Source organism: Streptomyces sp. WAC05374, assembly GCF_004353505.1.
Taxonomy (GTDB): Bacteria; Actinomycetota; Actinomycetes; order Streptomycetales; family Streptomycetaceae; genus Streptomyces.
Map to the genome: position 1 here is coordinate 301,477 of NZ_SMNQ01000004.1, position 25,213 is coordinate 326,689.

Annotated in this window: 28 protein-coding genes; 17 read left to right on the forward strand and 11 right to left on the reverse strand. The window is 73.4% G+C overall.

The window, feature by feature from the left end; translation table 11 throughout:
- Positions 1-35: 35 nt before the first annotated feature.
- Together E2B92_RS11765 and E2B92_RS11770 are read right to left on the reverse strand one after the other, a co-directional pair.
- A complete protein-coding gene (locus tag E2B92_RS11765) occupies positions 36-1,898 on the reverse strand; it encodes a transketolase (RefSeq protein ID WP_126885363.1) in 1,863 nt (620 codons plus the stop codon).
- Between the two features lies 1 nt (position 1,899).
- Complete coding sequence (locus tag E2B92_RS11770) at positions 1,900-3,270, reverse strand: NAD(P)/FAD-dependent oxidoreductase (protein WP_126885364.1); 1,371 nt, start codon at positions 3,268-3,270, stop codon at positions 1,900-1,902.
- A gap of 315 nt (positions 3,271-3,585) precedes the next feature.
- Between E2B92_RS11770 and E2B92_RS11775 the strand changes: the two genes are divergently transcribed.
- The 13 genes from E2B92_RS11775 (at position 3,586) to E2B92_RS11835 (ending at position 10,866) form a co-directional block, all read left to right on the forward strand.
- Positions 3,586-4,392, forward strand: a complete 807-nt coding sequence (locus E2B92_RS11775) for a methyltransferase domain-containing protein (protein WP_126885365.1) — start codon at positions 3,586-3,588, stop codon at positions 4,390-4,392.
- Between the two features lie 47 nt (positions 4,393-4,439).
- Positions 4,440-4,787 carry a VOC family protein gene (locus E2B92_RS11780; RefSeq protein ID WP_126885366.1) on the forward strand — a complete coding sequence of 116 codons (348 nt, stop codon included), beginning with the start codon at positions 4,440-4,442 and terminating at the stop codon, positions 4,785-4,787.
- Between the two features lie 108 nt (positions 4,788-4,895).
- The gene (locus E2B92_RS11785; RefSeq protein WP_126885367.1) at positions 4,896-5,228 is read left to right on the forward strand and encodes a gas vesicle protein GvpO; all 333 of its coding nucleotides are present in this window, start codon (positions 4,896-4,898) and stop codon (positions 5,226-5,228) included.
- 47 nt (positions 5,229-5,275) lie between these two features.
- Complete coding sequence (locus E2B92_RS11790; protein WP_126885368.1) at positions 5,276-5,740, forward strand: gas vesicle structural protein GvpA; 465 nt, start codon at positions 5,276-5,278, stop codon at positions 5,738-5,740.
- A 3-nt stretch (positions 5,741-5,743) separates the two neighbouring features.
- Entirely contained in the window at positions 5,744-6,457 is a 714-nt protein-coding gene (locus E2B92_RS11795) for a GvpL/GvpF family gas vesicle protein (RefSeq protein WP_126885369.1), read from the forward strand.
- Positions 6,458-6,471: 14 nt separating this feature from the next.
- Positions 6,472-6,723, forward strand: a complete 252-nt coding sequence (locus E2B92_RS11800) for a gas vesicle protein GvpG (RefSeq protein ID WP_126885370.1) — start codon at positions 6,472-6,474, stop codon at positions 6,721-6,723.
- Between the two features lie 22 nt (positions 6,724-6,745).
- The gene (locus E2B92_RS11805; RefSeq protein ID WP_126885371.1) at positions 6,746-7,378 is read left to right on the forward strand and encodes a hypothetical protein; all 633 of its coding nucleotides are present in this window, start codon (positions 6,746-6,748) and stop codon (positions 7,376-7,378) included.
- Positions 7,375-8,523, forward strand: coding sequence for an SRPBCC family protein (locus E2B92_RS33795; RefSeq protein WP_126885372.1), 1,149 nt, complete (start codon positions 7,375-7,377; stop codon positions 8,521-8,523). Before E2B92_RS11805 ends, E2B92_RS33795 begins: the two co-directional genes overlap by 4 nt.
- Before the next feature lie 27 nt (positions 8,524-8,550).
- Complete coding sequence (locus E2B92_RS11815; RefSeq protein ID WP_126885373.1) at positions 8,551-9,069, forward strand: gas vesicle protein; 519 nt, start codon at positions 8,551-8,553, stop codon at positions 9,067-9,069.
- A complete protein-coding gene (locus tag E2B92_RS11820; protein ID WP_126885374.1) occupies positions 9,066-9,911 on the forward strand; it encodes a GvpL/GvpF family gas vesicle protein in 846 nt (281 codons plus the stop codon). Before E2B92_RS11815 ends, E2B92_RS11820 begins: the two co-directional genes overlap by 4 nt.
- Positions 9,908-10,174 (forward strand): gas vesicle protein GvpJ, encoded by a 267-nt coding sequence (gvpJ, locus tag E2B92_RS11825; RefSeq protein ID WP_126885375.1) that lies wholly within the window; start codon positions 9,908-9,910, stop codon positions 10,172-10,174. The genes E2B92_RS11820 and gvpJ overlap by 4 nt, the downstream gene beginning before the upstream one ends.
- The gene (locus E2B92_RS11830; RefSeq protein ID WP_126885376.1) at positions 10,158-10,568 is read left to right on the forward strand and encodes a gas vesicle protein K; all 411 of its coding nucleotides are present in this window, start codon (positions 10,158-10,160) and stop codon (positions 10,566-10,568) included. Before gvpJ ends, E2B92_RS11830 begins: the two co-directional genes overlap by 17 nt.
- 124 nt (positions 10,569-10,692) lie before the next feature.
- A complete protein-coding gene (locus E2B92_RS11835) occupies positions 10,693-10,866 on the forward strand; it encodes a CsbD family protein (protein WP_126885377.1) in 174 nt (57 codons plus the stop codon).
- Between the two features lie 52 nt (positions 10,867-10,918).
- On the opposite strand, the gene E2B92_RS11840 is transcribed toward E2B92_RS11835, so the two are convergent.
- From E2B92_RS11840 to E2B92_RS11850, 3 genes are all read right to left on the reverse strand, one after another.
- Positions 10,919-11,485: a GNAT family N-acetyltransferase gene (locus E2B92_RS11840; RefSeq protein ID WP_126885378.1), complete on the reverse strand. Its 567-nt coding sequence runs from the start codon at positions 11,483-11,485 to the stop codon at positions 10,919-10,921.
- A gap of 20 nt (positions 11,486-11,505) precedes the next feature.
- Positions 11,506-11,841, reverse strand: a complete 336-nt coding sequence (locus tag E2B92_RS11845) for a hypothetical protein (RefSeq protein WP_126885379.1) — start codon at positions 11,839-11,841, stop codon at positions 11,506-11,508.
- 93 nt (positions 11,842-11,934) lie between these two features.
- The gene (locus tag E2B92_RS11850; protein WP_126885380.1) at positions 11,935-13,395 is read right to left on the reverse strand and encodes an MFS transporter; all 1,461 of its coding nucleotides are present in this window, start codon (positions 13,393-13,395) and stop codon (positions 11,935-11,937) included.
- Between the two features lie 283 nt (positions 13,396-13,678).
- On the opposite strand from E2B92_RS11850, the gene E2B92_RS11855 reads away from it, so the two are divergent.
- The 3 genes from E2B92_RS11855 (at position 13,679) to E2B92_RS11865 (ending at position 17,122) form a co-directional block, all read left to right on the forward strand.
- Complete coding sequence (locus E2B92_RS11855) at positions 13,679-14,437, forward strand: GntR family transcriptional regulator (RefSeq protein ID WP_126885383.1); 759 nt, start codon at positions 13,679-13,681, stop codon at positions 14,435-14,437.
- 261 nt (positions 14,438-14,698) lie between these two features.
- Positions 14,699-15,796, forward strand: coding sequence for an adenosine deaminase (locus E2B92_RS11860; protein ID WP_126885381.1), 1,098 nt, complete (start codon positions 14,699-14,701; stop codon positions 15,794-15,796).
- A gap of 258 nt (positions 15,797-16,054) precedes the next feature.
- Positions 16,055-17,122 (forward strand): AI-2E family transporter, encoded by a 1,068-nt coding sequence (locus tag E2B92_RS11865; RefSeq protein WP_126888587.1) that lies wholly within the window; start codon positions 16,055-16,057, stop codon positions 17,120-17,122.
- Between the two features lie 282 nt (positions 17,123-17,404).
- On the opposite strand, the gene E2B92_RS11870 is transcribed toward E2B92_RS11865, so the two are convergent.
- From E2B92_RS11870 to E2B92_RS11885, 4 genes are read right to left on the reverse strand one after another with little or no spacing between them, the layout of a single operon-like run.
- Positions 17,405-18,337 carry a S66 peptidase family protein gene (locus E2B92_RS11870; RefSeq protein WP_126888586.1) on the reverse strand — a complete coding sequence of 311 codons (933 nt, stop codon included), beginning with the start codon at positions 18,335-18,337 and terminating at the stop codon, positions 17,405-17,407.
- The gene (locus tag E2B92_RS11875; protein ID WP_126888585.1) at positions 18,334-20,319 is read right to left on the reverse strand and encodes a prolyl oligopeptidase family serine peptidase; all 1,986 of its coding nucleotides are present in this window, start codon (positions 20,317-20,319) and stop codon (positions 18,334-18,336) included. Before E2B92_RS11875 ends, E2B92_RS11870 begins: the two co-directional genes overlap by 4 nt.
- Positions 20,320-20,336: 17 nt before the next feature.
- Entirely contained in the window at positions 20,337-21,674 is a 1,338-nt protein-coding gene (locus tag E2B92_RS11880; RefSeq protein WP_126888584.1) for a M20/M25/M40 family metallo-hydrolase, read from the reverse strand.
- Positions 21,667-22,500 carry a M55 family metallopeptidase gene (locus tag E2B92_RS11885; protein ID WP_126888583.1) on the reverse strand — a complete coding sequence of 278 codons (834 nt, stop codon included), beginning with the start codon at positions 22,498-22,500 and terminating at the stop codon, positions 21,667-21,669. The genes E2B92_RS11880 and E2B92_RS11885 overlap by 8 nt, the downstream gene beginning before the upstream one ends.
- Positions 22,501-22,661: 161 nt before the next feature.
- On the opposite strand from E2B92_RS11885, the gene E2B92_RS11890 reads away from it, so the two are divergent.
- On the forward strand, positions 22,662-23,405 hold the full coding sequence (locus E2B92_RS11890; RefSeq protein ID WP_126888582.1) for a 2OG-Fe dioxygenase family protein: 744 nt from the start codon (positions 22,662-22,664) through the stop codon (positions 23,403-23,405).
- On the opposite strand, the gene E2B92_RS11895 is transcribed toward E2B92_RS11890, so the two are convergent.
- Together E2B92_RS11895 and E2B92_RS11900 are read right to left on the reverse strand one after the other, a co-directional pair.
- Complete coding sequence (locus E2B92_RS11895; RefSeq protein WP_235023791.1) at positions 23,392-24,537, reverse strand: carboxylate-amine ligase; 1,146 nt, start codon at positions 24,535-24,537, stop codon at positions 23,392-23,394. The genes E2B92_RS11890 and E2B92_RS11895 overlap by 14 nt on opposite strands.
- A gap of 145 nt (positions 24,538-24,682) precedes the next feature.
- Entirely contained in the window at positions 24,683-25,198 is a 516-nt protein-coding gene (locus E2B92_RS11900) for a hypothetical protein (RefSeq protein WP_126888581.1), read from the reverse strand.
- Positions 25,199-25,213 lie beyond the last annotated feature (15 nt).

A 25,213-nucleotide genomic window follows, 5' to 3' on the forward strand; every position in this document is an offset into this window, starting at 1 on the left:
GTGCCGTCCGGGCCCGGGCCGTCCGCCCCGACCGGTCAGGGCGCCACGACGCGCTCCACCAGCAGTCGTACGGCGGCCGCGATCGACTCCGCGTCGATGCCCGCCTTGTGGAGCTGCTCCTCCGGAGTCGCCGAGGCCGGCATGTCCCGTACCGCGAGGCGTGCCATGCGCGGCGCGGGCCGGCCGTCGGCGAAGGCCTCCGCGACGGCGTCACCGAGGCCGCCCTCCGGGTGGTGGTCCTCCACGGTGAGGATGCATCCCGTGGCCGCGGCCGCGTCGTTCAGCGTGTCGGTGTCGACCGGCTTGACCGAGTACAGGTCGACGACCCGTACCGGGATGCCGTACTCCTCCAGCAGGTCGGCGGCCTTGAGCGCCTCGTGGACCGTGATCCCGGCGGCGACCACGGTCGCCCGGTCCTCGTCGCCGTGGCCGCGCAGCACCTTGGAACCGCCGACCGGGAAGGTCTCGTCCGGCCCGTACAGGACGGGGGTGTCGCCGCGCGAGGTGCGCAGGTAGCGCACGCCCTTGAGGTCGGCCATCGTGGCCACCAGCCTGGCCGTCTGGTTGGCGTCGCACGGGTACAGCACTGTGCTGCCGTGCACCGAGCGGAACATGGCCAGGTCCTCCAGGCCCATCTGGGACGGCCCGTCCTGGCCGATGGCGACGCCCGCGTGGGAGCCGATGAGGTTGATCCCGGCGCGGCTGACGGCCGCCATGCGGATGAAGTCGTGGGCGCGCGTGAGGAAGGCCGCGAACGTCGACGCGTACGGCAGGTAGCCGCGGGTCTGGAGACCGACGGCCGCGGCGACGAGCTGCTGTTCGGCGATGTAGCACTCGAAGTACCGCTCGGGGTGGGCCTTGGCGAAGAACTCCGTGCGCGTGGAGTCGCTGACCTCCGCGTCGAGGGCGACGACGTCGGCGCGGGCCGAGCCGAGGGCCTCCAGGGCGTGCCCGTAGGCGGTGCGGGTGGCGACCGAGTCGCCGACGTCGAAGCGCGGCAGCTCGGGCTCGGGCGGCTCGCTCTCGCCGTGGGGCGTGGTCTTCCGCCCGGTGTCCTCCGTGGGCTTCTGGACGGCGACGTGGAGGGAGCGGGGGCCGCCCAGCTCCGCGACGGCGCCTTCGGCGTCCTTGATGGGCTTGCCGTGGAAGCCCTCCAGGTCCTCGACGGCGGCGACGCCCCGGCCCTTGTGGGTGGCGGCGAGGATCGCGGTCGGCTGCCGGATGGTGGAACGGGCCTCGGCGAACGCCCGGTCGACCGCTTCCACGTCGTGGCCGTCGACCTCGATGGTGTGCCAGCCGAAGGCGTGCAGCCGCCGCTCGTAGGCGGCCAGGTCGTGCTCGTGCCGCGTCGGGCCGCGCTGTCCCAGCCGGTTGACGTCGACGACGAGGGTGAGGTTGTCGAGGTGGTTGTACGCGGCGTGCTCGACCGCCTCCCACACCGACCCCTCCGCCATCTCGCTGTCGCCGGACAGCACGTAGACGCGGTACGGGATCTCGTCGAGGCGCTTGCCGGCCAGCGCGATGCCGACGCCCACGGGCAGGCCCTGCCCGAGCGAGCCGGTGGCGACGTCCACCCACGGCAGCCGCGGGGTGGGGTGCCCTTCGAGGCGGCTGCCGAGCTCGCGGAAGGTGAGCAGTTCGTCGTCGCCGACCGCCCCGGCGGCCTTGTACATGGCGTACAGCAGCGGTGAGGCGTGCCCCTTGGAGAGCACGAACCGGTCGTTGCCGGGGTGTTCGGGGTGGTCGAAGTCGAACCGCAGGTGGTGGGCGAGCAGGACGGCGGCGATGTCGGCCGCAGACATGGACGAGGTGGGGTGCCCCGAGCCGGCGGCGTCGGCGGCCCGTACCGCGTCGACGCGCAACTGCTGCCCCAGGGACGCCAGTTCTTCGTGGTGCATGTCACTCCTTGCCGGGTCCGCCGGGGATCCGGGCCAGTTCGGGCGAGGCGGTGTCGAGGGGCACCTGCCAGGAGCGGAGCAGGCCGAGCTGGACGGCCTGGCGCGGCAGGGCGGCGTCGAGCAGCCAGTCGGCGGCGACCCTCACCCGGTTGCCGGGCATGGCGGCCAGGTGGTAGCCGCGGGTCACGGCGCCGGCGACCGGGCCGGACAGCTTCACGCCCATCGGGTTGGCGGCCGCCTTCACCCCGCCCAGGTCCACGGCGAACCCGAGGTCGTTGTGCTTGTACGCGACGGCCTCGCCGAACCCGAGGGACGCGGCCACGTTGCGGGCTGCGACCTTGCCCTGCCGGGAGGCGTGCTGGGCCGTCATGGGGGTGAACTCGCCGGGCCGGGCGAGGTCCGGTACGGCGGCGGCGTCGCCGCACGCGAAGACGTCCGGGTGGCCGGGGACGCCGAGCTGCGGGCTGACGACGAGACGGCCGCGTTCGACGGGCAGGCCCAGCTCCGAGACGAGCGGGTCGGGGCGTACGCCGACGCACCAGATCAGCGACCGGGTCTCCACGAACTCGCCGTCGTCCAGCAGCACCCCGTCGGGCCTGGACTCCTTGACCGACGTCCTGGTCCGGACGTCGACGCCCCGGGCGCGCAGCACCTCGTCGGCGGTGCGGGAGAGCTTCTCGTCGAGGCCCGGCAGGACGCGGTCGGCGACGTCGAGGAGCATCCACCGGGGCCGTACGCCGGACGGCCAGGCGGGCTGCCGGCGGACGAGGGCGTCGGTGAACATCTTCCCGTGCGCGGCCAGTTCGGTGCCGGTGTACCCGGCGCCGACGACCACGAAGGTGCAGCGGGAGGTGCATTCGGCGGGGTTGCCGGCGGCCGAGGCGAGTTCTATCTGCCGGGTGATGTGGTCGCGCAGGTACAGGGCCTCGGGCAGGCCGCGGAAGCCGGTGGCGTTCTCGGCGACGCCCGGGATGGGCAGCAGCTTGCTGACGCTGCCGACGGCGAGCACGAGCCGGTCGTAGGTGAGGGTGCCCTCGGTGCCTTCCGGGTCGGTGTAGTGGACCGCGCGGCCGTCGAGGTCGACGTGGTCGGCCTGGCCGAGCACCAGCCGTACGTGGCGGAGGGTGCCGGGCAGGGAGACGGTGATCCGGCGCGGCTCCAGGACGCCCGCGGTGACCTGGGGCAGCAGCGGCAGGTACAGGAAGTAGTCGGTGGGGTTGAGCAGCACGATCTCCGCGCGGCCGCGCAGGCTGCGGGAGAGGTTCCGGGCGGTCTGGTATCCGGCGAAGCCGGCTCCCACGATCACGACGCGCGGCAGGGCGCGGGCGCGGGAGCCGCCGGGGTGGCCGGACGGGCTGACGGACGGGGTCACAGGGCCTCCAGCGTCATGTCTGCGTGCACGGCCGCGTGAAGCGGACGGACCTTCCCGGTGCCCCGGAGCCTGCCTCCCAAACGCGGCATTACGGTCACCGGACCGGTCCGGCACCGGGTTACGGCCGGTCCGGCACCGGGTTACGGCCGGGTCCCGGCACCGGTTCCCCAGGCGGGACGGGGCCCTCGCCGCGGCTCTGCCGCAGGGGCCGCCCACGTGACGGGCGTACCAATATGCGAGATCGACGTATCATCATGCGACACGGCGGCGTACCGTGACCGTACCAACGACCCCGTCACCAGAGGGAGTACGGCGATGGCCGACGCTGTCTACACGCACGGGCACCACGAATCGGTCCTGCGCTCGCACCGGTGGCGGACGGCCGCCAACTCGGCGGCGTACCTGCTCGGCGAGGTGCGGCCCGGGCTGCACGTGCTGGACGTGGGCTGCGGCCCCGGCACCATCACGGCGGACCTGGCCGCGCTCGTGTCACCGGGCGGCAGCGTGACGGCGGTCGACGCGGCGGGGGACGTCCTGGAGCAGGCCCGCGCCACGGTGGCCGAACGCGGCCTGGACAACGTGGAGTTCGCGGTGGGGGACGTCCAGGCGCTGGACTTCCCCGACGGCTCCTTCGACGTGGTCCACGCCCACCAGGTGCTCCAGCACGTGGGCGACCCCGTCCTGGCGCTGCGCGAGATGCGGCGGGTGTGCCGGCCCGGGGGTGTCGTCGCGGCGCGCGACAGCGACTACGGGGCCTTCACCTGGTTCCCCGGCTCCCCGGTGCTGGACGAGTGGCGGGAGCTGTACCGGCGGGTCGCCCGGGCCAACGGGGGCGAGCCCGACGCGGGCCGCCGGCTGCTGTCGTGGGCCCGGCGGGCCGGGTTCACCGACATCACCGCCGGCGCCGGCACCTGGTGCTACGCCACGCCCGGGGAACGCGCCTGGTGGAGCGGGCTGTGGGCGGACCGCACCACCGCGTCGGTGTACGCGAGGCTCGCCGTCGACGGCGGGCACGCCACCGCCTCGCGGCTGGCCGCCATCGCCGAGGGCTGGCGCACGTGGGGGCGCCACGACGACGGCTGGTTCCTGGTGCCGCACGGCGAGGTGCTGTGCCGGGCGTGAGCCCGAACGGATCTCACTCCCCCACCGCGTCAACTACCCTCGCCCGTATGGAGATCCTCGGTACCACGCTGCGCGTCTGCGTCGACGACCTGGAGACCTCGGTGGTCTTCTACGAACGGCTCACCGGCGGCCGGGCACTCCGGTTCGAGCGCGGCGGCGTGTCCGTCGCGGCCATCGGCTGCTTCCTGCTGATGAGCGGTCCGGAGTCCGAGCTGGAGATCCTGCGCAAGGTGGCGGCCACGATCGCGGTCGAGGACGTGGACGCGGCCCACGACACGCTCACCCAGGCGGGCGCGAAGGTGGTGGCGGGCCCGGTGGCGACGCCGGTGGGGCGCAACCTGATCGCGGTCCATCCCGACGGTTCGGTCTTCGAGTACGTCGACCAGCGCCGCTGACTCCTCGGTGCGGTACGGAGGACGAGGGGCACCCACCCCTCGTCCTATATGCTTAATTCGATGGCTTGTGACGCCTATGTCCGTTACGGCAGTAGGTGAGAGACGACGATGCCTTCGGAACGGCACAGCGACGAGCCGCGGCGCGAGCGCCGCGGTGACCGCGGGGACGCCCGTCCCCGCCGGGTGTCGGCGCCGAAGGCCATGCGCTCCGCCGCCGAGCAGCTCCGGGAGCTGCTGGGCAGGCCCCCGGAGTCCGTTTCGGCACTCCGGCCCACCGAGGACGGGTGGGAGGCCGAGGTGGAAGTGCTGGAGCTGGAGCGCATCCCCGAGACGACCAGTGTGCTGGCGAGCTACCGGGTGACGCTCGACACCGAGGGTGAGCTCATGGCGTACGAACGGATCCGCCGCTACACGCGGGGGCAGATCGACCGGCGCACCTGAGCGCCGGCCCGGACCGTGCGAGCGGGCGGTCCGTGAGAGGAGGCACCATGACGGTGGTGCCACAAGGAGGCGGAGGTCCTGTCGCCCGGGGCGGGGGCGGCGGCGGGACCGGATCGCTGTACGACGTCCTGGAACTGATCCTGGACCGGGGACTGGTCATCGACGTCTTCGTCCGGGTGTCCCTGGTGGGCATCGAGATCCTCAAGGTCGACGCCCGCATCGTGGTGGCCAGTGTGGACACCTACCTGCGCTTCGCCGAGGCCTGCAACCGGCTCGACCTCGAAAGCGGGCGCAAGGCCCCCACACAGCTCCCCGAGCTGGTGGGCGAGATGACCGAGGGCGGGGCACGGGGGAAGAGCAAGGGAGCGCTCACGGGAGCGGTGGAGGCCATCTCCGACTCCTTCACCGACTCGTTCCGCAAGGGACAGGACGAGCGCGAGGAAGAACCCGAACCGGTAGAGGAGCGGGAGAGGTCACGGCCGCGCCGTCCTCCCCGGCGCCGGGAAGAGTGAGCCATGGCGGTCTACGTGTACGCGATCACGCCGGCGACCCATCCCCTGCGTCTGGACGGGATCACGGGTGTCGGCGAGCCGGCGGAGGAGCTGCGGGTGGTGACGGAGGGCGACCTCGCCGCCGTCGTCAGTGACGCACCGGACGGCCTGCGGGCCAAGCGCCGTGACGTCATCGCGCACCAGACGGTCCTCCAGGAACTCCTCGGACAGGCGGGGGTGCTGCCGCTGCGCTTCGGCGCCCTGGCGCCCGACGACGACGCGGTGCGCGACGCCCTGAAGGAACGCGCCGACAACTACCGCGACCGGCTGGCGGCCCTGCACGGCTGCACGGAGTTCCACCTGAAGGCGTCCTGCGACGAGGACGTCCTGCTGCGGGACGTCCTGCGCCAGTCGGACGAGGCGCGCCGCATGAACGAGGAGATCCGCAGCGGGCAGGGCGGCCAGGACCTGAAGGTCTCCCTCGGTGAGCTGGTCGCGGCCGGCGTCGACGCCCGCCGGGAGTCCCTGGCGGCCGGGGTCGTCGAGGCGCTGAGGCCGATGGCGCGCGAGATCCGGGAGGCGGACGCTTCCGGCGACGACTTCGTGAGCGTGTCCTTCCTCGTCGAGCGGGAGCGCCAGAACGCCTTCCTGGAGCGGGAGGCGGACCTCGCCGAGCAGTTCGGCGACGAGTTCTCCTTCCGGCTGCACGGGCCGCTGCCGCCCTACAGCTTCGTCTAGGGGGCGCATGGCTCATGGGCCTCTTCACCCAGCTCGTCACCCTCCCACTGGCCCCGGTCCGGGGGGTCGGGTGGGTCGTACAGCGAGTCACCGAAGCCGCCGAGCAGGAGTACTACGACGCCCGGCCGGTGGTGCAGGCGCTCGCCGAGCTGGAGCAGGAACTGACGTCCGGACGGATCGACCAGGAGACCTTCGACCGGCGCGAGGACGAGCTGCTGGACCGGCTCGAGGAGATCCAGCGCTTCTGGGAAGGCCGCGAACCATGACGTGCGAGGAGGATCTCCCGCGATGAACAACGCGACGACCGGCGCTGCGCTGCTGAGCGGCTACGTGCTGGGACGGACCAAGAAGGGCAAGCTCGCCATCGCGATGGCGACGTGGATGCTCCGCAAGAAGATCAACGCCAAGGACATCACCTCGGCGGTCGCCGGGTCGCCGGCCATCGACGCCCTCGGCAAACAGATCCGCGAGGACCTCATGACGGCCGGCAAGCAGGCCGCGACGACGGCCGTCGCCGCCCGGGCGGACCGGCTGGCCGACACGCTGCACTCACGCACCGCCGACCTGCGGGAGGGCCTGCCCTCCGGAAAGGGCGGGAAGGCCGCGGAGGAGGCGGACAGCGAGGACGGAAACGAGGAGAAGAACCAAGAGGACCGGGACAAGGACGGGGACAAGGGCCGGAAGAAGAGCCGCGCGAAGGACCGGGACGACGAGGGCCTCGAGGACGAGAGCGAGGGCGAGGACCAGGGGCAGGACACGGGGGAGGACGCGGGCGGGGCCGCCGGTGAGGACCGGCGTCCGAAGCCGCGCAAGCGGTCGGCGAAGGCCGGGTCCGACGGGCCGCGCCGCAGGTCCTCGGACAAGGAGGCCGGCGCGCGTGAGAAGGACACGACCGGCACGGCGAGGAGGTCACGGGCATGACCGGCGGCAAGGGCACGGACATGGCGGCCGGTGCGACGGACCGGCTCAAGGAAGAGCTGCGGGGATACCTGGAGGCCCGGGCCGAGCGGGCGGTCGGCACGCTCGGTGAGCGCCTCGGCGAGGCCACCAGGCAACTGGGCGACCCGGGCCAGTCCCTGGGCGGCGCCCTCGGCACCCTCGCCAAGGGCGGCGAGGCCCTGTCGAAGGGCAAGTCCCCGGGCGGCGCGGTGGCGTCCATGGCGATGTCGCACGTCACCGGCGGGGTGAAGGACAAGGTCAAGGGGCTGGTCGGCAAGATCACCGGCAAGGGCGGCAAGGGGGAGACCCGGGGCAAGAGCGTCGTCATCATCGAGGACGTCGACGTGGGCGTCCCCGTACGCCAGGCGTACGACCAGTGGACGCAGTTCCAGGAGTTCTCACGCTTCGCCAAGGGCGTGGTCAACGTCGAGAAGTCCGACGACATCACGAGTTCCTGGCAGACGAAGGTCGCCAAGTCCAACCGGAGCTGGAAGGCGACCACCGTCGAGCAGCTCCCCGACGAGCGCATCGCCTGGACGTCCGAGGGCGCCAAGGGCACCACGAAGGGTGTGGTGACCTTCCACCCCCTGGGCGACAACCTCACCAAGGTGCTGCTGGTCCTGGAGTACTTCCCCAAGGGGCTCTTCGAGAAGACCGGGAACATCTGGCGCGCGCAGGGCAGGCGGGCGCGCCTGGACCTCAAGCTCTTCCGCAAGTTCGTCACCATGCAGGGCGAACCCGCCGAGGGCTGGCGCGGCGAGATCCGCGACGGCGAAGTGGTGCGCGACCACGACGAGGCGGTCAAGGACGAGCAGGAGCGGGAGGACCAGGAGGACCAGGAGGACCAGGAGGGGCAGGAGGCCCGCGAGGACGAGGAGGAGTACGGGGACGAGGTGGAAGAGGAGGACGAGGACCGGGGTGCGCCGAGGGGCGGCGGCCGTCGCGGCCGGTACGAGGACGACGACGAGGCGTACGAGCGGGACATGGAGGACGAGGCCGACGAGGACGACTGGGACGAGGAGGACCGGCCGGGTCAGGACGACGAGGACGAGGGCTGGGACGACGCCGAGGACGAAGGAACCTACGAAGAGGACCGCCCACGCCGCCGGGCCGGAACCCGGGGCTGACCGACGCCGAATCGAGGTCGACCGGCCGTGAATGAACCCGTCTCCAACAGGCTCGGCTCCTTCCCGTCCCGGGCGGCGCCCCCGTACGGACAGGGCTCGTCGGCGAACCTGGCCGACATCCTGGAACGGGTGCTCGACAAGGGGATCGTGATCGCGGGTGACATCCAGATCAACCTCCTCGACATCGAGCTCCTGACCATCAAGCTGCGGCTGCTGGTGGCTTCGGTGGACAAGGCCAAGGAGATGGGCATCGACTGGTGGGAGCACGACCCCTCGCTGTCGTCACGGGCCGGTGACCGTGGGCTCGCCAAGGAGAACCGGCGGGAGCTCGCGGAGGAGAACCGGCGGCTGCGTGCGGAGATCGACGCCCTGCGCGAGGAGCGGGCGCTCGAAGCGGCCGGGCCCGCCGACGAGGCCGCGGAACGCCGCCGGCCCGCCCGCCGGGCGCGCGAAGCGGATGAAGGAACGCGGCGTACGTCGTCCCGTACCGGGAGCGGGACCGGGAGCGGGACCGGCCGGCGGCGGTCGGCGGAGGACGGCCGATGAGCGGGAGCGTCACCTACCTGTACGGGGTCGCGGAGGCCCTGCCCGCGCTGGGGGACGTGGTGGCGGGCCTCACGGGCGTGGCCGGGGCGCCGGTGCGCGTGGTGGCGGAGGAGGACCTGGCGGGCGTGGTGAGCGCCGTGCCCGCCGCGGACTTCGAGGAGCGGCCGCTGGCGGCCCACCTGGAGGACCTGGAGTGGCTGGAGGCCGTCGCCCGGGCCCACCACGGGGTCGTCGACGCGGTGGCGGGCCGCGCCACCGTGCTTCCGCTGCGGCTGGCCACCATCTACCGCGACGACGAGCGCGTGCGCGACCTTCTGCGGACGGGCCGTGCCGCGTTCCGCTCCCGCCTGTCCCGGCTGGCCGGTCACGTGGAGTGGGGCGTGAAGGTGTACGCCGACCCTTCGGCGGCGGCGCCCGCGCCCACCGGCTCCGCGGGCTCCCGGGGCTCCGAGCGCTCCGAGGGCGGTGGGCCCGGGGGTGAGGAGCTGAGTCCGGGGCGGGCGTATCTGCTCGGACGCCGTCGGGAGCGTACGGCCAGGGACGACGCCCACCGGGCGGCCGCGGAGGCCGCCGGGCGCATCCATGAGGCGGCCCGGGCCCACGCCGTCGAGCACGTGCGCCACCGGGTCCAGCACGGTCCGCTGGTGCGGGAGCGCGGCGAGAACATCGGCAATGACGCGTACCTGGTCCCCGTGGACGCCTCCGAGGCGTTCCTCGCGGCGGTCCGGGAGGCGGCCGGGAGCGACGCCGCCGTGCGGGCCGAGGTCACCGGACCGTGGGCGCCCTACTCCTTCGCCGCCGACGCGGCGGTGGAACCGGAGGAGGAGGCGACCCCGGGATGACCCTGGACGCCCGGTCCGGCACGTCGGGCCCTTCCGGCCCCGACGCCCTGCCACAGCGGCAGGTCGCCCTGATCGACCTGCTGGACCGGCTGCTGACCGGTGGGGTGGTCGTCACGGGCGACGTCGTCCTGTCGATCGCCGACATCGACCTCGTACGGGTCTCGTTGCGCGCGCTGATCGTGTCCATCAGCGAGGAGAACCCCTCCCCCTGGGGCCGTGCCGCCACCGCCGCCCCTCGTGATCCCCATGCCGCCCGATCCTGACCCGGCCCGCTACCGGGAGGTCGCCGACGCGGCCACCCGTGCGTTCCGGCTGCTCCCGGCGGCCCCGGGCGAGCTGCCCCGGCCCGGCAGGGCGGACTCGGCGCCGCACCCCGCCCGCCGGATCAACACCGACCCGGACAGCGTGGAGCGCGACCTGATGAAGCTGGTGCTGACCCTCGTGGAACTCCTCCGGCAGCTCATGGAGCGGCAGGCCCTGCACCGGGTGGACGCCGGTGACCTCACGGAGGAGGAGGAAGAGCGCCTGGGAGCGACGCTGATGGTGCTGCACGACCGGATGACCGGGCTGTGCGCGCGGTACGGCCTCACCATGGAGGACCTGAACCTGGATCTCGGCCCTCTGGGAACGCTGCTTCCGCCCCCCGAGGAGTACTAGTCGTACATATCTCCAATATGGCTATTTGCCCGCTTGGCACTGCGGACGGCGGGTAAGCGCGCTCTGTGGGGCGTGTTCCGCACGGCGCCCGCCGGTGCTGGTGACCGCCCAGGAGGTGACACAGATGGCCACGGGCAAGAAGGCCAAGAATGTGGCGCGGACCGCCAAGGGCAAGGCCAAGGAAGCCACCGGAAGGGCGGTCGGCAACGAGAGTCTCGAGGCGAAGGGACGGCTCGAGCAGATGAAGGGCGACGCCAAGCAGACGGTGGAAAAGGGCAAGGACACGCTCAAGCACTGACGTCGGTCCTCCCGGCCGGCGGGTGGCACGGCCACCCGCCGGCCGGGGCCCGTCAGGACGGGCCGGGCGCCGGGTCGTCTGCGGTGATCGCCCAGCGTTCGTGGTCGCGCCAGGCGCCGTCGACGAAGAGGAACGCCGGGGAGAAGCCTTCCCGCCGGAAACCGGCACGGCGTACGAGGGCGATCGACGCCTCGTTCTGCGGCTGGATGTTGGCCTCCAGCCGGTGCAGGCGCAGCGGCCCGAAGGCGTACCGGACGACCAGGGCGAGACCCTCGCCCATCAGCCCCCGGCCGGCCGCGTGGGCGAAGGCGCCGTAGCCGAGGGCGCCGCTGAGGAAGGCGCCCCGGACGATGTTGTTGATGTTGATGAATCCGGCGATCGCCCCGCCGGCGTCGCGTTCGCACACCAGCAGCGGCTCGGTGTCCGGGCTCTCGATGCGGGCGCGCGCGTACCGGGCGTACGCCTCGGGGGTGTCGGGCGGGAAGAGCCACGGCCGGTGCAGCTCCCGGCTCTCGCGGGCCCGTGCGGTGAACTCGTCGGCGTCCTCGTCGGTGAAGTGCCGGATGCCGACGCGGGGCCCGTGGGCCAGGTACGGGGTGTGGGGGCCGTTCGCAGACATCCCGTCAGAGTACGACGGTGTCAGCGGGGGCGCTTGGGGCGGGCCGCCGCGCTCGTCGCCGGGCACTTCTCGCCCTTCTTCATCACGTCGACGGAGAGGGTGCGGCCGTCCAGGTCCGTGCCGGGGGCGGGGTGCTGGGAGCAGACCTTCCAGTTGACCGGCCACAGGACCGTGCGGCCGTAGCCGCTGGCGTCCCGCACGTCGACCCTGGTGCGGTGGTCCATGGTGGTGAAGACGGTCATGAGTCCCTTGCCGGTGAAGTCCGGCAGCGGGGGGCCGGCGGCGGCCGCCGGTGCCGCGCCCGCACCCGTCAGGGCGAGCGCCATCGCCGCCGTCACCGTCGCCGCACGCTTCACTGTCGCCTCCCGGATGCGCCCGTGCCGCCGCCCCGGCAACCAGGATGGGTCGATCCTGGCCGGCGGGGGCGGTGGAGCGGGCCGTACGGGTGATCAGTGGTGGCTGACGACGAGCCGCGGCTCCTCGGCCTCGGCGGTCTCGGCCGGGTCGGGGCGCTGGATGAGCAGCGCGGTGACGACGCCGATGCCGAGCAGGGCGAGCGCGGCGTACATGGCGTGCTGGTAGCCGGCCTCGGTGACGCCCCGGGCGTCGCTGCCCGCGCTGATCATGGCGGAGGCGAGGGCGATGCCGAGCGAGGCGCCGATGCCGAAACAGGCACCGTTGAGACCGGAGAGGGAGCCGGGCTTGTCCTTGGGGGCGGTGGTGACGGCGAGACCGTTGAGGCCGGTGAGCATGAAGCCGCCGTAGGTGACGCCGAGCGCGGCGAGGGCCGCGACCAGAATCCACTCGCTGTGCAGGAACAGCGTGGCGAAGACGAAGATCACGAAGTTGGCGACGGCTCCGGTGACCACGATGGTGCGCCAGCCGATCTTCGGGCCGAGGCGGCCGGTCAGGGGGGCGGAGATGACGCCGATGAGCTGGATGGGCGTGAGGAAGAGGACCGCGGCGGTGACGGCGCTCAGGCCGAGCCCGACGCGGGCGTCCTGGGAGAAGAGGGGGATCGTCAGCGCGATCGCGCCGAACGCGCCGCCGAGGGTGCAGACCGTGGTGAGCAGCAGCGGCCAGGCGCGGCGGGAGGCGAGGACGTCGAGGTCGATGACCGGGTTCGGGGCGCTCTTCTGCGAGACGACGAAGAAGACCAGCGAGGCGAGGCCGCCGAGCAGGAAGCCGAGGGTGAGCACGGACGTCCAGCCCCAGGCGCCGCCCTGGGCGAGGCCGACGAGGACGCCGGTGAGGCCGAGGGCGAGGGCGGCGATGCCGCGCGAGTCGAAGCGGGCGTCGGCGTCGATGGTGGGCGGGACGTCGGGGACGTAGCGGCGTACGCCGATCAGACCGGCCACGGCGATCAGGGTGGAGCAGACGAAGATGCCGCGGAATCCGATGGTGTCGGCGATCTGGCCGCCGGCGATGGCGTCGACACCGGCGAGGCCGCCGTTGACGGCGGTGATGATGCCCGCCGCCTTGCCGAAGCCGGCCGGGGTGAGGAGCTGGTTCAGGGTGAGGAAGGCGAGGGTGAACATCGCGGCGGAGATGCCCTGGAGGACGCGGCCGGCGATGAAGACCTCGATGTTCGGCGCGAAGACGCAGAGCAGGTTGCCGATGATCAGGACGAACGCGCAGACGATCATCATCGGCTTGCGGCCGCGCTGGTCGCTGAGGCGGGCGAGCGTGACCTGGCCGATGGCGGCCATCAGGAAGAAGAGGGTCTGCGACAGGCCGGCGGCGGCCGTGGTGGTACCGAGGCGCTCGATCACGTCGGGGAGCGCGGGGCTGAGCATGGTGGCGTTGATCTGGTAGCCGAGTACGGCCATGACCATCGCCAGCAGCATGGGGCCGCGGCCCGCCAGGTCGGATTCGGCCCCGGAACGCGTCCGGCCGAGCGAGATGGACATGTCGGCCCCTTTGCCTCGGATGTCATGTCGGGTTCGTGCGGTGGTCGTGCGGCGGCACAGCGACGTCATGGACGACACGGCGACGTCATGGACGACCTTGTCAGACAAGTACCGCTGAGCCAGATTGGAATCTACGCGCGTAAACGTCAATACCCTTCGGCCAACTTTTCCGATTGATCTCGATCACCCCAGCTCAGCACGGATGAATCGAGACCTCACGGCCGTTGCCCGGCCCGCCGGGGTGGGCATAACTTGCAGACAAGTGAACCGAGGAGGAGCCGTGGTGGTCAGCAGCGCCGAGCAGCGCCGGCCGGTGGTCGTGCTGTACGAGCGGATCGTGGACGCCATCCACGCCGGCACCTACCCACCCGGCTCCACCCTGCCCTCCGAGCCCAAGCTCGCCGCCGAACTGGGGGTGAGCCGGCCCGCCCTGCGCGAGGCGCTGCTGCTGCTCCAGGAGGACGGGCTGCTGTCGGTGCGCCGCGGCGTCGGCCGCACCGTGGCGGACCGGCCGCCGCGACGCGGCTTCGAGCACATCCAGCCGCTGGAGGAGCTGATCGGCGCGGGCGCCCCCGTCCGCGTACGCGCGCTGCTGCGGGCGGTGGAGGAGCCGACCGACTTCACCGCCCAGCACCTGCTCGCGGCAGCCCGCGCCCGGCTGCTGTTCTGGGAGTCGCTGCTGGCCGCGGACGGCGCGGCGGCGGCGCTCAGCCAGGAGTGGGCGGCCGCCGAGGACGTCCTGGACGCCGCCCACCCGGCGTTCGCCCGGGCACTGGAAGCCGTCGCGGACGGGCCTGACGCCGGGCGTACGTCGATGCTGGCCGTCCTTGCCGGGGCCTCGCGCGGTGTGCCGCTGAGCGCCCACAGCAGCGTGACGGCCACGCTGGTGGGCCAGCGGCGCGGCGAGCAGCTCGGCCGGCCGGCCGACACCCCGGCCGTGCTGATCACCCAGGTGGTCCGTGCCGGGGACACGCCGGTCCTGGCGGCCAAGCACATGCTGCCCACCGGCGCGGCCGCCCTGCCGGTCCTCCAGTCGAACTGACCGGCCGGCCACCGGGCTGGGCCGGCCACCGGTGCCGCCGCCACCGGGCGGGCACCGGCCCGTCGGGCGGGCCGGCCGGGTCGTCGACCGCGCCCCCGATCGGGCCGGACGCCACCGGTCTCCTTCGGCCGTACCGACCCCGCCACCGCCCCAGCCGGAGCAGCCGCACCACCGCGCCCGCGCGGCCCGCCCGCTGCCCCCGTCCCGGCCTGTCGGCTGCGTCACGGCGCCCGTCCCGGGCGTGCCGTACACTCCGGCTCCATGCACTTGTCTGACAACGTCCCCGCCGACGCTCCCGCCACCGCCGACTGGATCCGCCGCGCCCCCAAGGCGGTCCTCCACGACCACCTGGACGGCGGCCTGCGGCCCGCCACGATCATCGAGCTGGCCCGCGCGTGCGGTTACACCGGCCTGCCGAGCGAGGACCCGGCCGAGCTCGCGGTCTGGTTCCGCGACGCCGCCGACTCGGGCTCGCTGGAGCGGTACCTGGAGACCTTCGCCCACACCTGTGCGGTGATGCAGACCCGCGAGGCGCTGTTCCGCATCGCGGCCGAGTGCGCCGAGGACCTGGCGGCGGACGGGGTCGTCTACGCCGAGGTGCGGTACGCCCCCGAGCAGCACCTGGCGGGCGGCCTGACCCTGGACGAGGTCGTCGAGGCCGTGAACGACGGCTTCCGTGAGGGTGAGCGCCGCACCGGCGGGCGGATCACCGTGGGCACGCTGCTGACCGGCATGCGCCACACGGACCGTTCGCTGGAGATAGCCGAGCTGACCGTCGCCCACCGCGAGCGGGGCGTGGCCGGGTTCGACATCGCGGGCGGCGAGATCGGCAACCCGCCGGCCCGTCACCTGCCGGCCTTCCAGCACCTGAAGCGGCACAACTGCCACTTCACCATCCACGCGGGCGAGGCCGTCGGCGCGGAGTCGATCCACGAGGCGGTGCAGGTCTGCGGCGCCGAGCGGATCGGCCACGGCGTGCGGATCACCGACGACATCCAGGTGCACGAGGACGGCACGGCCACGCTGGGCCACCTTGCCGCCTACGTCCGCGACAACCGCATCGCGCTGGAGGTCTGCCCGACCTCCAACCTCCAGACGGGCGCCGCCAAGGACTACGCCACGCACCCGATCGACCAGCTCCGCCGCCTCGGCTTCCGCGTCACGCTGAACACCGACAACCGCCTGGTCTCCGGCACCACGATGAGCCAGGAGTTCCAGCACATGGTGGACGCCTTCGGGTACGGCCCCGAGGTCTTCGAGGAGTTCACGGTCGCCGCCGTCGAGGCCGCCTTCCTGCCGCTGCCGGAGCGCCGCCGCATCATCGACGAGGTCGTCCGCCCGGGTTACGCCGCCCTCTAGGCGACACCTCCGCCGCGCAGCGGGCCGCCGCGCCGGGCCGGGGCCCCGGCGCCGCGCCACGGCCCGCGCCGCGCCGGAGCACGGCGCGCGCCCGACGGGGCCGGAAGCACGGTGGCCGCACCACCGCCGCCCCGTACCGCCGGCACCGCCGCACCGCCGTGGCCGGCCCGCGCGCGGCCGTACGGGGCTGGTGGGGCGCCCGGGTGGGCGAACGTGGGGCCCGGGGGCGCGGCGCGTCGGGGGCGCGGTGGTACCTGCATGGGCATGGAGCCCCAGGTGTCCCCGTTCCTCCGTACGGCAGCGGCCCGCGCGTGGCGCCTGCTCGTCGTCGGTGCCGCCGTGTACGCCGTCTTCGCGCTGCTGGGCCGGTTCCACGAGATCGGGGTGGCCCTCTTCCTGGGGCTGGTCGTCACCGCGCTGCTGCGCCCGCTCGCCGACCTGGTGGCCCGGGTACTGCCCCGCGGGGTCGCGGTGGCCGTCACGCTGATCAGCGGGATCGCGCTGGTGTTCGGGGTGCTGGCGCTGGTCGGGGAGGCCGTGGCGGGCGAGTCCACGACGCTGGTGCGGGAGTTCCGGGACGGTGTCGACCGCATCGAGAGGTGGCTGGAGAAGCCGCCGTTCCGGCTGAACCCGGACGTCCTGTCCGACCTGCACCACCGGGTGACCCAGTTCCTCTCCAGCCACCGCTCGACGCTGCTGAGCAAGGCGGTCAGCGGCGCGAGCGAAGCGGTGCACGTGCTGACAGCGGTCGCCCTCGGCCTGTTCGCCTCGGTGTTCTTCCTGCACGCGGGCGACCGGCAGTGGGCGTGGTTCTGCGCGCAGTTGCCGGAACGGTCGCGGCCCCGCTGGGCCCTCGCGGGGCAGGCGGCCTGGCGCACGTTCACCGGTTACACGCGCGGGATCGTGCTCGTCGCCGCGACCAACGCCATCCTCGTCGGCGTGGCGCTCTACTTCCTCGGGGTGCCGCTGGCCGTACCGCTGGCGCTGCTGGAGTTCTTCGCCGCGTTCGTGCCGCTGATCGGCTCACCGGTCGCGCTGGCGGTGGCGGCGGTGGTCGCCCTGGCGGCGAAGGGCCCGCTGACGGCGGCCATCGTGGTCGCCCTGATCGTGATCATCGGTCAGATCGAGGGGCACCTGCTGCATCCGCTGGTGATGAGCTGGGCGGTCCGGCTCCACCCCTTGGTGGTGGCCATCTCGGTGGTAGGGGGAGCCATCGCGGCGGGTGTGGTGGGGGCGGTGGTCGCGGTGCCGCTGGTGTCGGTGGGGTGGGCGGTGTACACGACGCTGCGCGAGGCGCACCGGTCACCGGCCGCGGGCGTCCCCTGAGGGCGTGCGCCCCGGAATACAGGCCCCGGTTGAGGCGGGAAGCCGTAGCAGGACTCGCTCATTGGTGTCCGGCGGCCGACCGGACAGCCGGGGAGCGGAGTGGTACTGATGCTGGGAGTGGCGAACCTGCCCACCCATGCGCTGGGTACTCCGCTCAGTTCAGCCGTCGCAGGCGTTTGTCCGCCGGGCTCACCACGGGCGCCGGTGTCGTGTTCTTCGGTTTCGCGGCGAAACTCGCCACCGTCGGCGGTTGAGTGCGACGGCGCAGAGGGGGGCTGCCCGTCAGCGCAGTGCGGGCTCGTCCAGCGTGAGCGTGCCGGCCTCCGCGTCCAGAGTGGCGGGCACGCCCAGCGGGATGGTCAGGGTGGTCGGGCCGTGGCCGAAGCCGAGTTGCTCCACGACCGGCACGCCGAGCCCGCCCAGGCGGTCCGCCAGCGTGGCCCGGACCTCCGGGTAGGGCCCGCACTCCTCCCACGAACCGAGCGCGACGCCGTGGACGCCCTCCAGCCAGCCTGCGCGCAGGAGCTGAGTGAGGATGCGGTCTAGCCGGTACGGCTCCTCGCCGATGTCCTCCAGCAGCAGCAGTCCGCCGCGCGCCGAGGGGCGGCCGTGCGGGGTCGCGAGGTCGGCGGCGAGCAGGGCGAGGCAGCCGCCCAGGGTGACGCCCCGGGCCCGGCCGGGCACCATCGGACGGGCGCCCTCCAGCCCCAGGACGCGCACCGATTCGGGCTCGAACAGCGTGGCCCGCAGCGATTCCCGGGTGACGGGGTCCTTGAGGAACGTCAGCACCCCGGCCATCGGACCGTGCAGCGTGGCCAGCCCCATCCGTACGGCGAACGCCTCGTGCAGCGCCGTCACATCGCTGTAGCCGACGAACACCTTGGGCCCCGCGGCCCGGATCGCGGTCCAGTCCAGCAGGTCGGCCATGCGCTGCGCGCCGTATCCGCCGCGAGCGCAGATCACCGCGGCCACCGAGGGGTCGCACCACGCCCGTGTCAGGTCGCGGGCGCGGTCCTCGTCCGTGCCCGCGAGGTACGGCAGTTCAGGGTGGACGTCCAGGACGTGCGGCATGACCACGGGGTCGAGTCCCCAGCCGCGCAGGACGTCGAGGCCCGCCCGCAGGCGGTCCTCCGGCACGGGGCCGCTGGCCGCCACGACGGCGACCCGGTCGCCCGGCCGCAGACGCGACGGCCGCTCCAGCGGCACGACCGTCACTTCCGCAGCTCCAGCGGCGGCACGTCGGACCGGTCGATCCCGAACACCTGCACATACAGCGACAGTTCCGCCTCCAGGGCCCGGACGACGGAGTCGGCCCGCCGGAAGCCGTGCCCCTCCCCCTCGAAGGCGATGTACGCGTGCGGTATGCCGCGGCCCGCCATCGCCGCCAGGAACCGCTCGCTCTGCACGGGCGGGCAGATCACGTCGTCGAGCCCCTGGAGCAGCAGGAACGGCGAGGAGATCCGCTCCACCTGGGAGATCGGCGCGCGCTCCCGGTAGCGGCCCGGGACGTCGGTGGGCGACCCGATGAGCGACTCCAGGTAGCGGGACTCGAAGTCGTGGGTCTCCTCCGCCCACCCGGACAGGTCGAGCACCGGGTAGAGCAGTGTGCCGCAGGCGTAGACGTCGGTGGCGGCCAGTGACGCCGCCGTGGTCCAGCCGCCCGCGCTGCCGCCCCGGATCGCGAGCCGGTCCGGGTCGGCGGTGCCCTCGGCGGCCAGCGCCTCCGCGACGGCGGCGCAGTCCTCGACGTCGACGACGCCCCACTGCTCCCGCAGCCGGTCCCGGTAGGGGCGGCCGTACCCGGTGGAGCCGCCGTAGTTGACCTCGGCGACGCCGATCCCGCGCGAGGTGAAGTACGCGATCGCGAGGTCCAGCACGAGCGGGGCGTGCCCGGTGGGCCCGCCGTGCGCCCACACCACGTAGGGCGGCAGCTCGTCGTCGGGGGCGATCCGGTCGGGGTTGTGCGGCGGGTAGATGTGGGCGTGGATCTCGCGGTTGTCGGGTCCGGTGAAGGTGCGGATCTGCGGCTCCGGGTAGTACGCCGGGTCGACGGAGTCGTCGTGCGCGGAGCCGATGACGCGGGTGCGGCCGGTGCTGGTGTCCAGCTCCACGACCTCGTAGCCGCTGCGCGGGCTGGCCGCCACGCCGATGACGCGCGACCCGTGGCCGGCGAGTGTGGAGGCCCACTCCGTCCACGGCCCGGGGGCGTCGACCACCTCGCCGGTCTCGGGATCGAGTATGCCCAGGCCGGTGGCGCCCCTGCCGTGGATGACGGCGATCGTCCCGTCGGCCAGCGGCTGGAACCACTTCAGCCCGATCTTCCACAGCGGGCCGCCGAACTCCTCCGCCCGCCCGGTGCACAGGCCCGCCGCCTCGGCGTCGCCCGGCCTCATCCGCCGCAGCTCCCACCAGCCGCACGCGTCCGAGACGAACAGCAGCGAGCCGTCCGGGGCCCAGTCGACCTGGCAGACCGACTCCTCCGTGCCCCCGGCGACGGCCCGCACACCGGTGAACGGTCCGCCGTCCGTGACGTCACCGGTCATCACGACCGTGCCGTCCCACGGCATCCTCGGGTGGTCCCAGGCGAGCCACGCGGCCCGCCGGCCGTCCGGTGAGAGCCGCGGGCCGGTGACGAACCGGTGCCGGTCGTCGGTCAGTTCCCGTACGGCGCCCCGGTCCCCGGCCGCCGACCCGTCGAGCGGTACGGCGGCGATGACCCGCCGGACGTCACCGGACCCGGGTCCGGTGAACTCCTCCAGGACGCACCAGACTTCGCCCCGGTCCAGGTGGACGACGGGGTCCACCCAGCGCAGTCCGTGCCCCACGCCGGACACCGGGGTGAGCGGCTCGGGGTCGCCGCCGCCGTCCGGCGCGTACACGTACAGCCGCTGGTCGGGGAAGTGGCTGAAGACCACCAGTGGTCCGGCGCCGTCCTCGCGCACCGCCCCGGCCCATGGCTGCCCGCCGTACTCGACGACCCGGCTGCGCACGTTCCACGGGGCGGGCAGCACCGGTGCCTCGGTGCCGTCCGGGTGCCTGCGCACCAGGGCTCGTCTGCCGCCCTCGGCGGGCCTCGGCTCGGTCCACCACACCTCGTCGCCGACCACACCGACGTACTCGGGACGCCCGTCGTGCGCGGCGGCGAGGCGGGCGTCGATCGGTGACGGCCACGTTCCGTAAGCCCCCGTGGGTACCATGCCGGATGCTCCCCCTCTTATGCGGTCTGGAGATAGTGGTCGAGGACGCGGATGCCGAAGTGCAGCGCCTGGATGGGGACGCGCTCGTCGACACCGTGGAACAGCGCCTGGTAGTCGAAGCCGACGGGCAGCCGCAGGGGCGCGAAGCCGTAGCCGACGATGCCGAGCCGGGCGAAGTGCTTGGCGTCGGTGCCGCCGGACATGCAGAACGGCACCACGTGCGCGTCCGGCTCGAAGTGCTCCAGGGCGGCGCGGAGTTTGGCGTACGTCGGCGAGTCGACCGGCGCCTGGAGGGGGATCTCCTGGTGCTGGAACTCCCACTCGACGTCCGGCCCGGTGAGCATGTCCATCGTCTCGGCGAACTCCAGGTCCCCGCCCGGCAGTACGCGTCCGTCGATGTGGGCGGTGGCCGTCCCCGGGATCACGTTGACCTTGTAACCGGCGTGCAGCATGGTCGGGTTGGAGCTGTTGCGGATGGTCGGCTCGACCAGTGCGGCGGCATGGCCGAGCTTGGCCAGCAGCACGTCCGCGTCGAAGTCGTCGGCGTCGAGGTCGGGATCGAGGCCGTGCAGCGCGCACAGCTCCGTCAGGGCGGCGCGCACCGTCGGCGTGAGGCGCACCGGCCACTGGTGGTTGCCGATGCGGGCGACGGCCTCGGCGAGCCTGCTGACCGCGTTGGACCGGTTGACCTTCGAGCCGTGTCCCGCCCTGCCCTCCGCGGTGAGCTTGAGCCAGGCGGTGCCGCGCTCCCCCGCCCCGATCGGATAGATCTCCAGGTCGGGCCCGGCGTGGAAGGTGTACGCGCCGGACTCGCCGATGCCTTCGGTGCAGCCCTCGAACAGATCCCGGTGGCGGCGTACGAGGTAGGCGGCGCCGTCGGCGGCGCTGGCCTCCTCGTCGGCGGTGTAGGCGATGACGATGTCGCGGCGCGGCCGGATGCCGTGGCGGGCCCATTCGCGGACCACCGCCAGCATCATCGCGTCCATGTTCTTCATGTCGACGGCGCCCCGGCCCCACACCAGCCCGTCGCGGACCTCCCCGGAGAAGGGGTGTACGTCCCAGTCCTGGGGATCGGCCGGCACCACGTCCAGGTGGCCGTGGACGAGGAGGGCCTCGGCGGACGGGTCCGTGCCCTCGATCCTCGCCACCACGTTGCTGCGGCCGGGTGTGCGCTCCAGCAGGGCCGGTTCGAGCCCGGCCTCGGCGAGCTTCTCGGCGACGTACTCGGCGGCGGGCCGCTCCCGGCAGTCGCCGTTGCCGCGGTTGGTGGTGTCGATCCGGATGAGCTCGGAGGTGAAGGTCACCACCTCGTCGAGAGCCTGGGAATCCGTGTCGAAGGGCGTCACGTCAGCCATACTGCTCCTCCACTGCGGCCGAGACGATCGTGGTGACCGCCTTGAAGGCACGAATGGCCTCGTACATCGTCTCGCTGGTGTACGCCACGCGCCGTTCCCCGCTGACCGCCACACCCGGCACGACGGTGGCGGCCGCCGCGAGATGCGCCGCGTCGAACTCCAGCTCCACGGTGAACGGCCCGCCGCGCACCGGTTCGTACCGTACGGCGAGAGAGGTCGCGTCCTTGGCTGCGGCGCGGATGTCGGCGGCCGTCCGGGTGGGGGTGCGGCACACCGCCGCGTACCGCGAGACGTGGTCCTTGACGGCGACCTTGCGGGCCTCCGGCGCGTATGCGAGGGCGTCCTCGCAGGTCAGGTCGTCGCCGGTGACGAGGATGACGGGCACGCCGTACTCCGCGACGACGTGGGCGTTCAGCAGGCCCTCGCTGGCCCGGACGCCGTTGAGCCAGACGCCGGTGATGGTGTTGGCCAGATAGGTGTGGGCGAGGACCCCCTCGGCGCCCGCGCCGGTGTGGTACCCGACGAAGGCGATGCCGTCCACGTCCCCGTGCTGCACCCCTTCCACCATGGACAGGGACTTGTGCCGGCCGGTGAGCATCTCGGCCCGCTCGTCCAGTCTTTCGAGCAGCAGATTGCGCATGCTCCAGTGCGCTTCATTGATGAGGACCTCATCGGCGCCACCGTCGAAGAACCCCAGCACGGCCGCGTTGACGTCGGACGTGAACAGGGACCGGCACCGCTCCCACTGGGGCGTGCCGGGCAGCACGTCGGCCGGCCAGGTCACACCGGTGGCGCCTTCCATGTCGGCGCTGACAAGGATCTTCATGCCTCGAAACCGTACGCGGTCCCGCCCCGCCTGCCCAGGGCTGTGGATAACTGTCGGCCGGGTGGACGGCCGCCCGCCGGGGCATGTGCCGGCCGGGCGCCGTGCCGGGTGCCGGCCGGGCGCCGGATGCGGAGTCGGGCGCCTCACCGGAACATGGACCCATGGACGACGTGGTCAATGACCGGGCCGTGGCGCACACCGCCCCGGTCGCCGACGCCCGTGAGGCCCTGCTGTCGACGGGTGCGTACGTGATGCCACCGGCGGCCGTCTCGGAGTGCCTCGGCACCGACGCGCACGGGTGGGCGTGCTTCGCCGCCCACTGGGAGGACCTGGCCCCGGACGCCTACGCGGCCGAGCGGGGAACGCGCCGGCTGCGCCGCTACGGGCACTTCCTCCTCTCCCGCACCGGGGACCTGGCCCTCCAGCCGCACATCGCCTTCGTACAGCCGGAGGACACCAACCCGCTCTACGTCGACGTGGACCGGCACTTCGAGCCGCTGACCGACGCGTTCCTGTCCGATCCGCTCCTGACACCGCTGCTGAGGATGCTGGGCGACGTGGCGTCCTGCCTGGACGACGCCGCCGAGTGGAGCGTGAAGGTCCACCCCTTCCGGGTCGTCGCCTCGGCCGACAGTCAGGGCGCGCCCACCCCGGAGGGCAGGCACCGCGACGGGGTGACGCTGGTGACGTCACTACTGGTCGGCAGGGACAACGTCACCGGCGGCGAGAGCACGGTGTACGACCCGGGCGGCGGGGAAGTGCTGACCACCACGCTCACCGAGCCTGGGACGCTGCTCCTGAGCGACGACCGCGCCACCCTCCACGGCGTGTCGCCCGTCCGGCCGCTCGACACGGCGAGGCCCGCGCACCGGGACGTCCTGGTCATCACGCTCACGGCACGCTGACGCAGTCGGTCGCGCGCACCAGCGCGTCCACCACCCCGGCCGGCCCCGCGCCGTCCCGGGCCCAGGCGCGCTGCCGTTCGGCACCGGTCCCCCGGGCCGCGAGCCGCCGCAGGAACGCCGACACCTCGCCCATGTCCCCGTACGCCTCCAGAACCGGACGCACATGCCGGACGAGGCGCTCCGCCTGCTCGGGGGCGGGCAGGACGCGCCCGCTCAGGGCGTCCACACCGCTGCCCGGCCAGCCGTCCCGGGCCGCCCGCCAGTACGCGGCGCGCAGCAGCTCGGCGCCGACACGCGGGCCGGGGTCGCCGCGTACCACCCGGTCGGCCGCCGTCACCACCAGCGCCCGGATCAGCACCGTCAGGGCGACCGTGTCGTCGATGTCGGCGAGGACGTCCATGGAGCGGACCTCCAGCGTCGGCAGGCGCGGGTTGGGCCGCACGTCCCAGAACGGCATGCCGGGCTCCAGCATCGCCTCGGACTCGGCCATGGCGGTGGCCAGCCGCTCGTGGTGGTCGAGCGACTCGGCGTACGGCGGCGGCCCCAGGCACGGGAAGCGGCCCCTGATCACGGCCCGCCAGCTCGCGTAGCCGGTGTCGAGGCCCTCGTGGAAGGGGGAATTCGCGCTCAGCGCCACCAGCAGCGGGAGCCACGGGCGGAGGTGGTTGCCCACGAGGACGGCGAGCTCCCGCTCGGGCAGGTGCACATGGACGTGGAAGGCGCTGACGGCGAAGTCGTCGAGCATGGCCCGGTACTGGTCGGATCCGGCCCGGTAGCGGGGGTGGTCACCGATGTCCTCCCGGCGGGAGGCGCCCAGGACCGGTGTACCGGACGCGCACAGGCCCAGGCCCTCCGCCCGGGTGGCCGTCACGGCCGCCGCCCGCACCCGGCGCAGTTCCTCGCGCAGCTCCTCGGTGCCCTGGCACGGCACGGTCCTGCCCTCGACCTGGTACTGGGTGAACTCGCCCGTGACGGCCTCACCGGCCGTCGCGGCGGCCCGGGCGACCACCCGCGCGCCGGCGGGCTCCAGGCCGCGCGTGCCGGGGTGGACGAGGAAGTACTCCTCCTCGACCCCGAGCGTGGGCGCGTCGCCGTTCCACACGTGGTTCTCCCGCTTCTCCTGACCGTCCACCGCTTCAGCATCACGCGCCGCGGCGGCCGTGTCGCGGGGAGCGGCAAGAGAGGCGGCACGTCCGGAGGCGCCCAGGCCGCGAGGCGGGAGTGGAGCCGGTGCGGCGCCTCAGGCCGCGAGGCGGGAGTGGAGCCGGTGCGGCGCCTCAGGCCGCGAGGCGGAGGAGGAGCTGGTCGCGGTGCAGCGCCGCTATGGGGGCCAGCAGGTCGGGGTGGCGCAGCAGCGGCGCGGCCCGGCGGTCGCGCTCGTCGGGGTCGACCAGCCGCCGGAACTCCACCGGTGCCCCCTCCAGGTGCGGGGACCCGGCGAGGGCCTCCATGGCGGCCGCCGCCAGCCCGGGCGTGCTGAGCAGGGACGCGGCCCAGCTCGCGACGACCTCGTCCACCCAGGTGCGCCACGGGTCGGGCTCCCCGGCCGCGGCCTCGGTGCCGTCGGCGCCGGTGACCCGGTCGAGCCCGGACGAGCCGCCCGGCCCCGCCACGGCGACCAGCGCGGCGTCCATCGCGGTCGGGTACCGCAGCCATGCCGCGACGGTGACGGCCTGCCGGGCCTGCGCCTCGGCCAGGGCGTGGTCGAGCGCACCGCCGCCGGGCGGGTAGGCGCGCGTCAGCCACTGCGCGGTCGCCGCGATGAGCGGGGAGAGCGAGAAATCTGCGGGCACGGCTGATCCATCCGA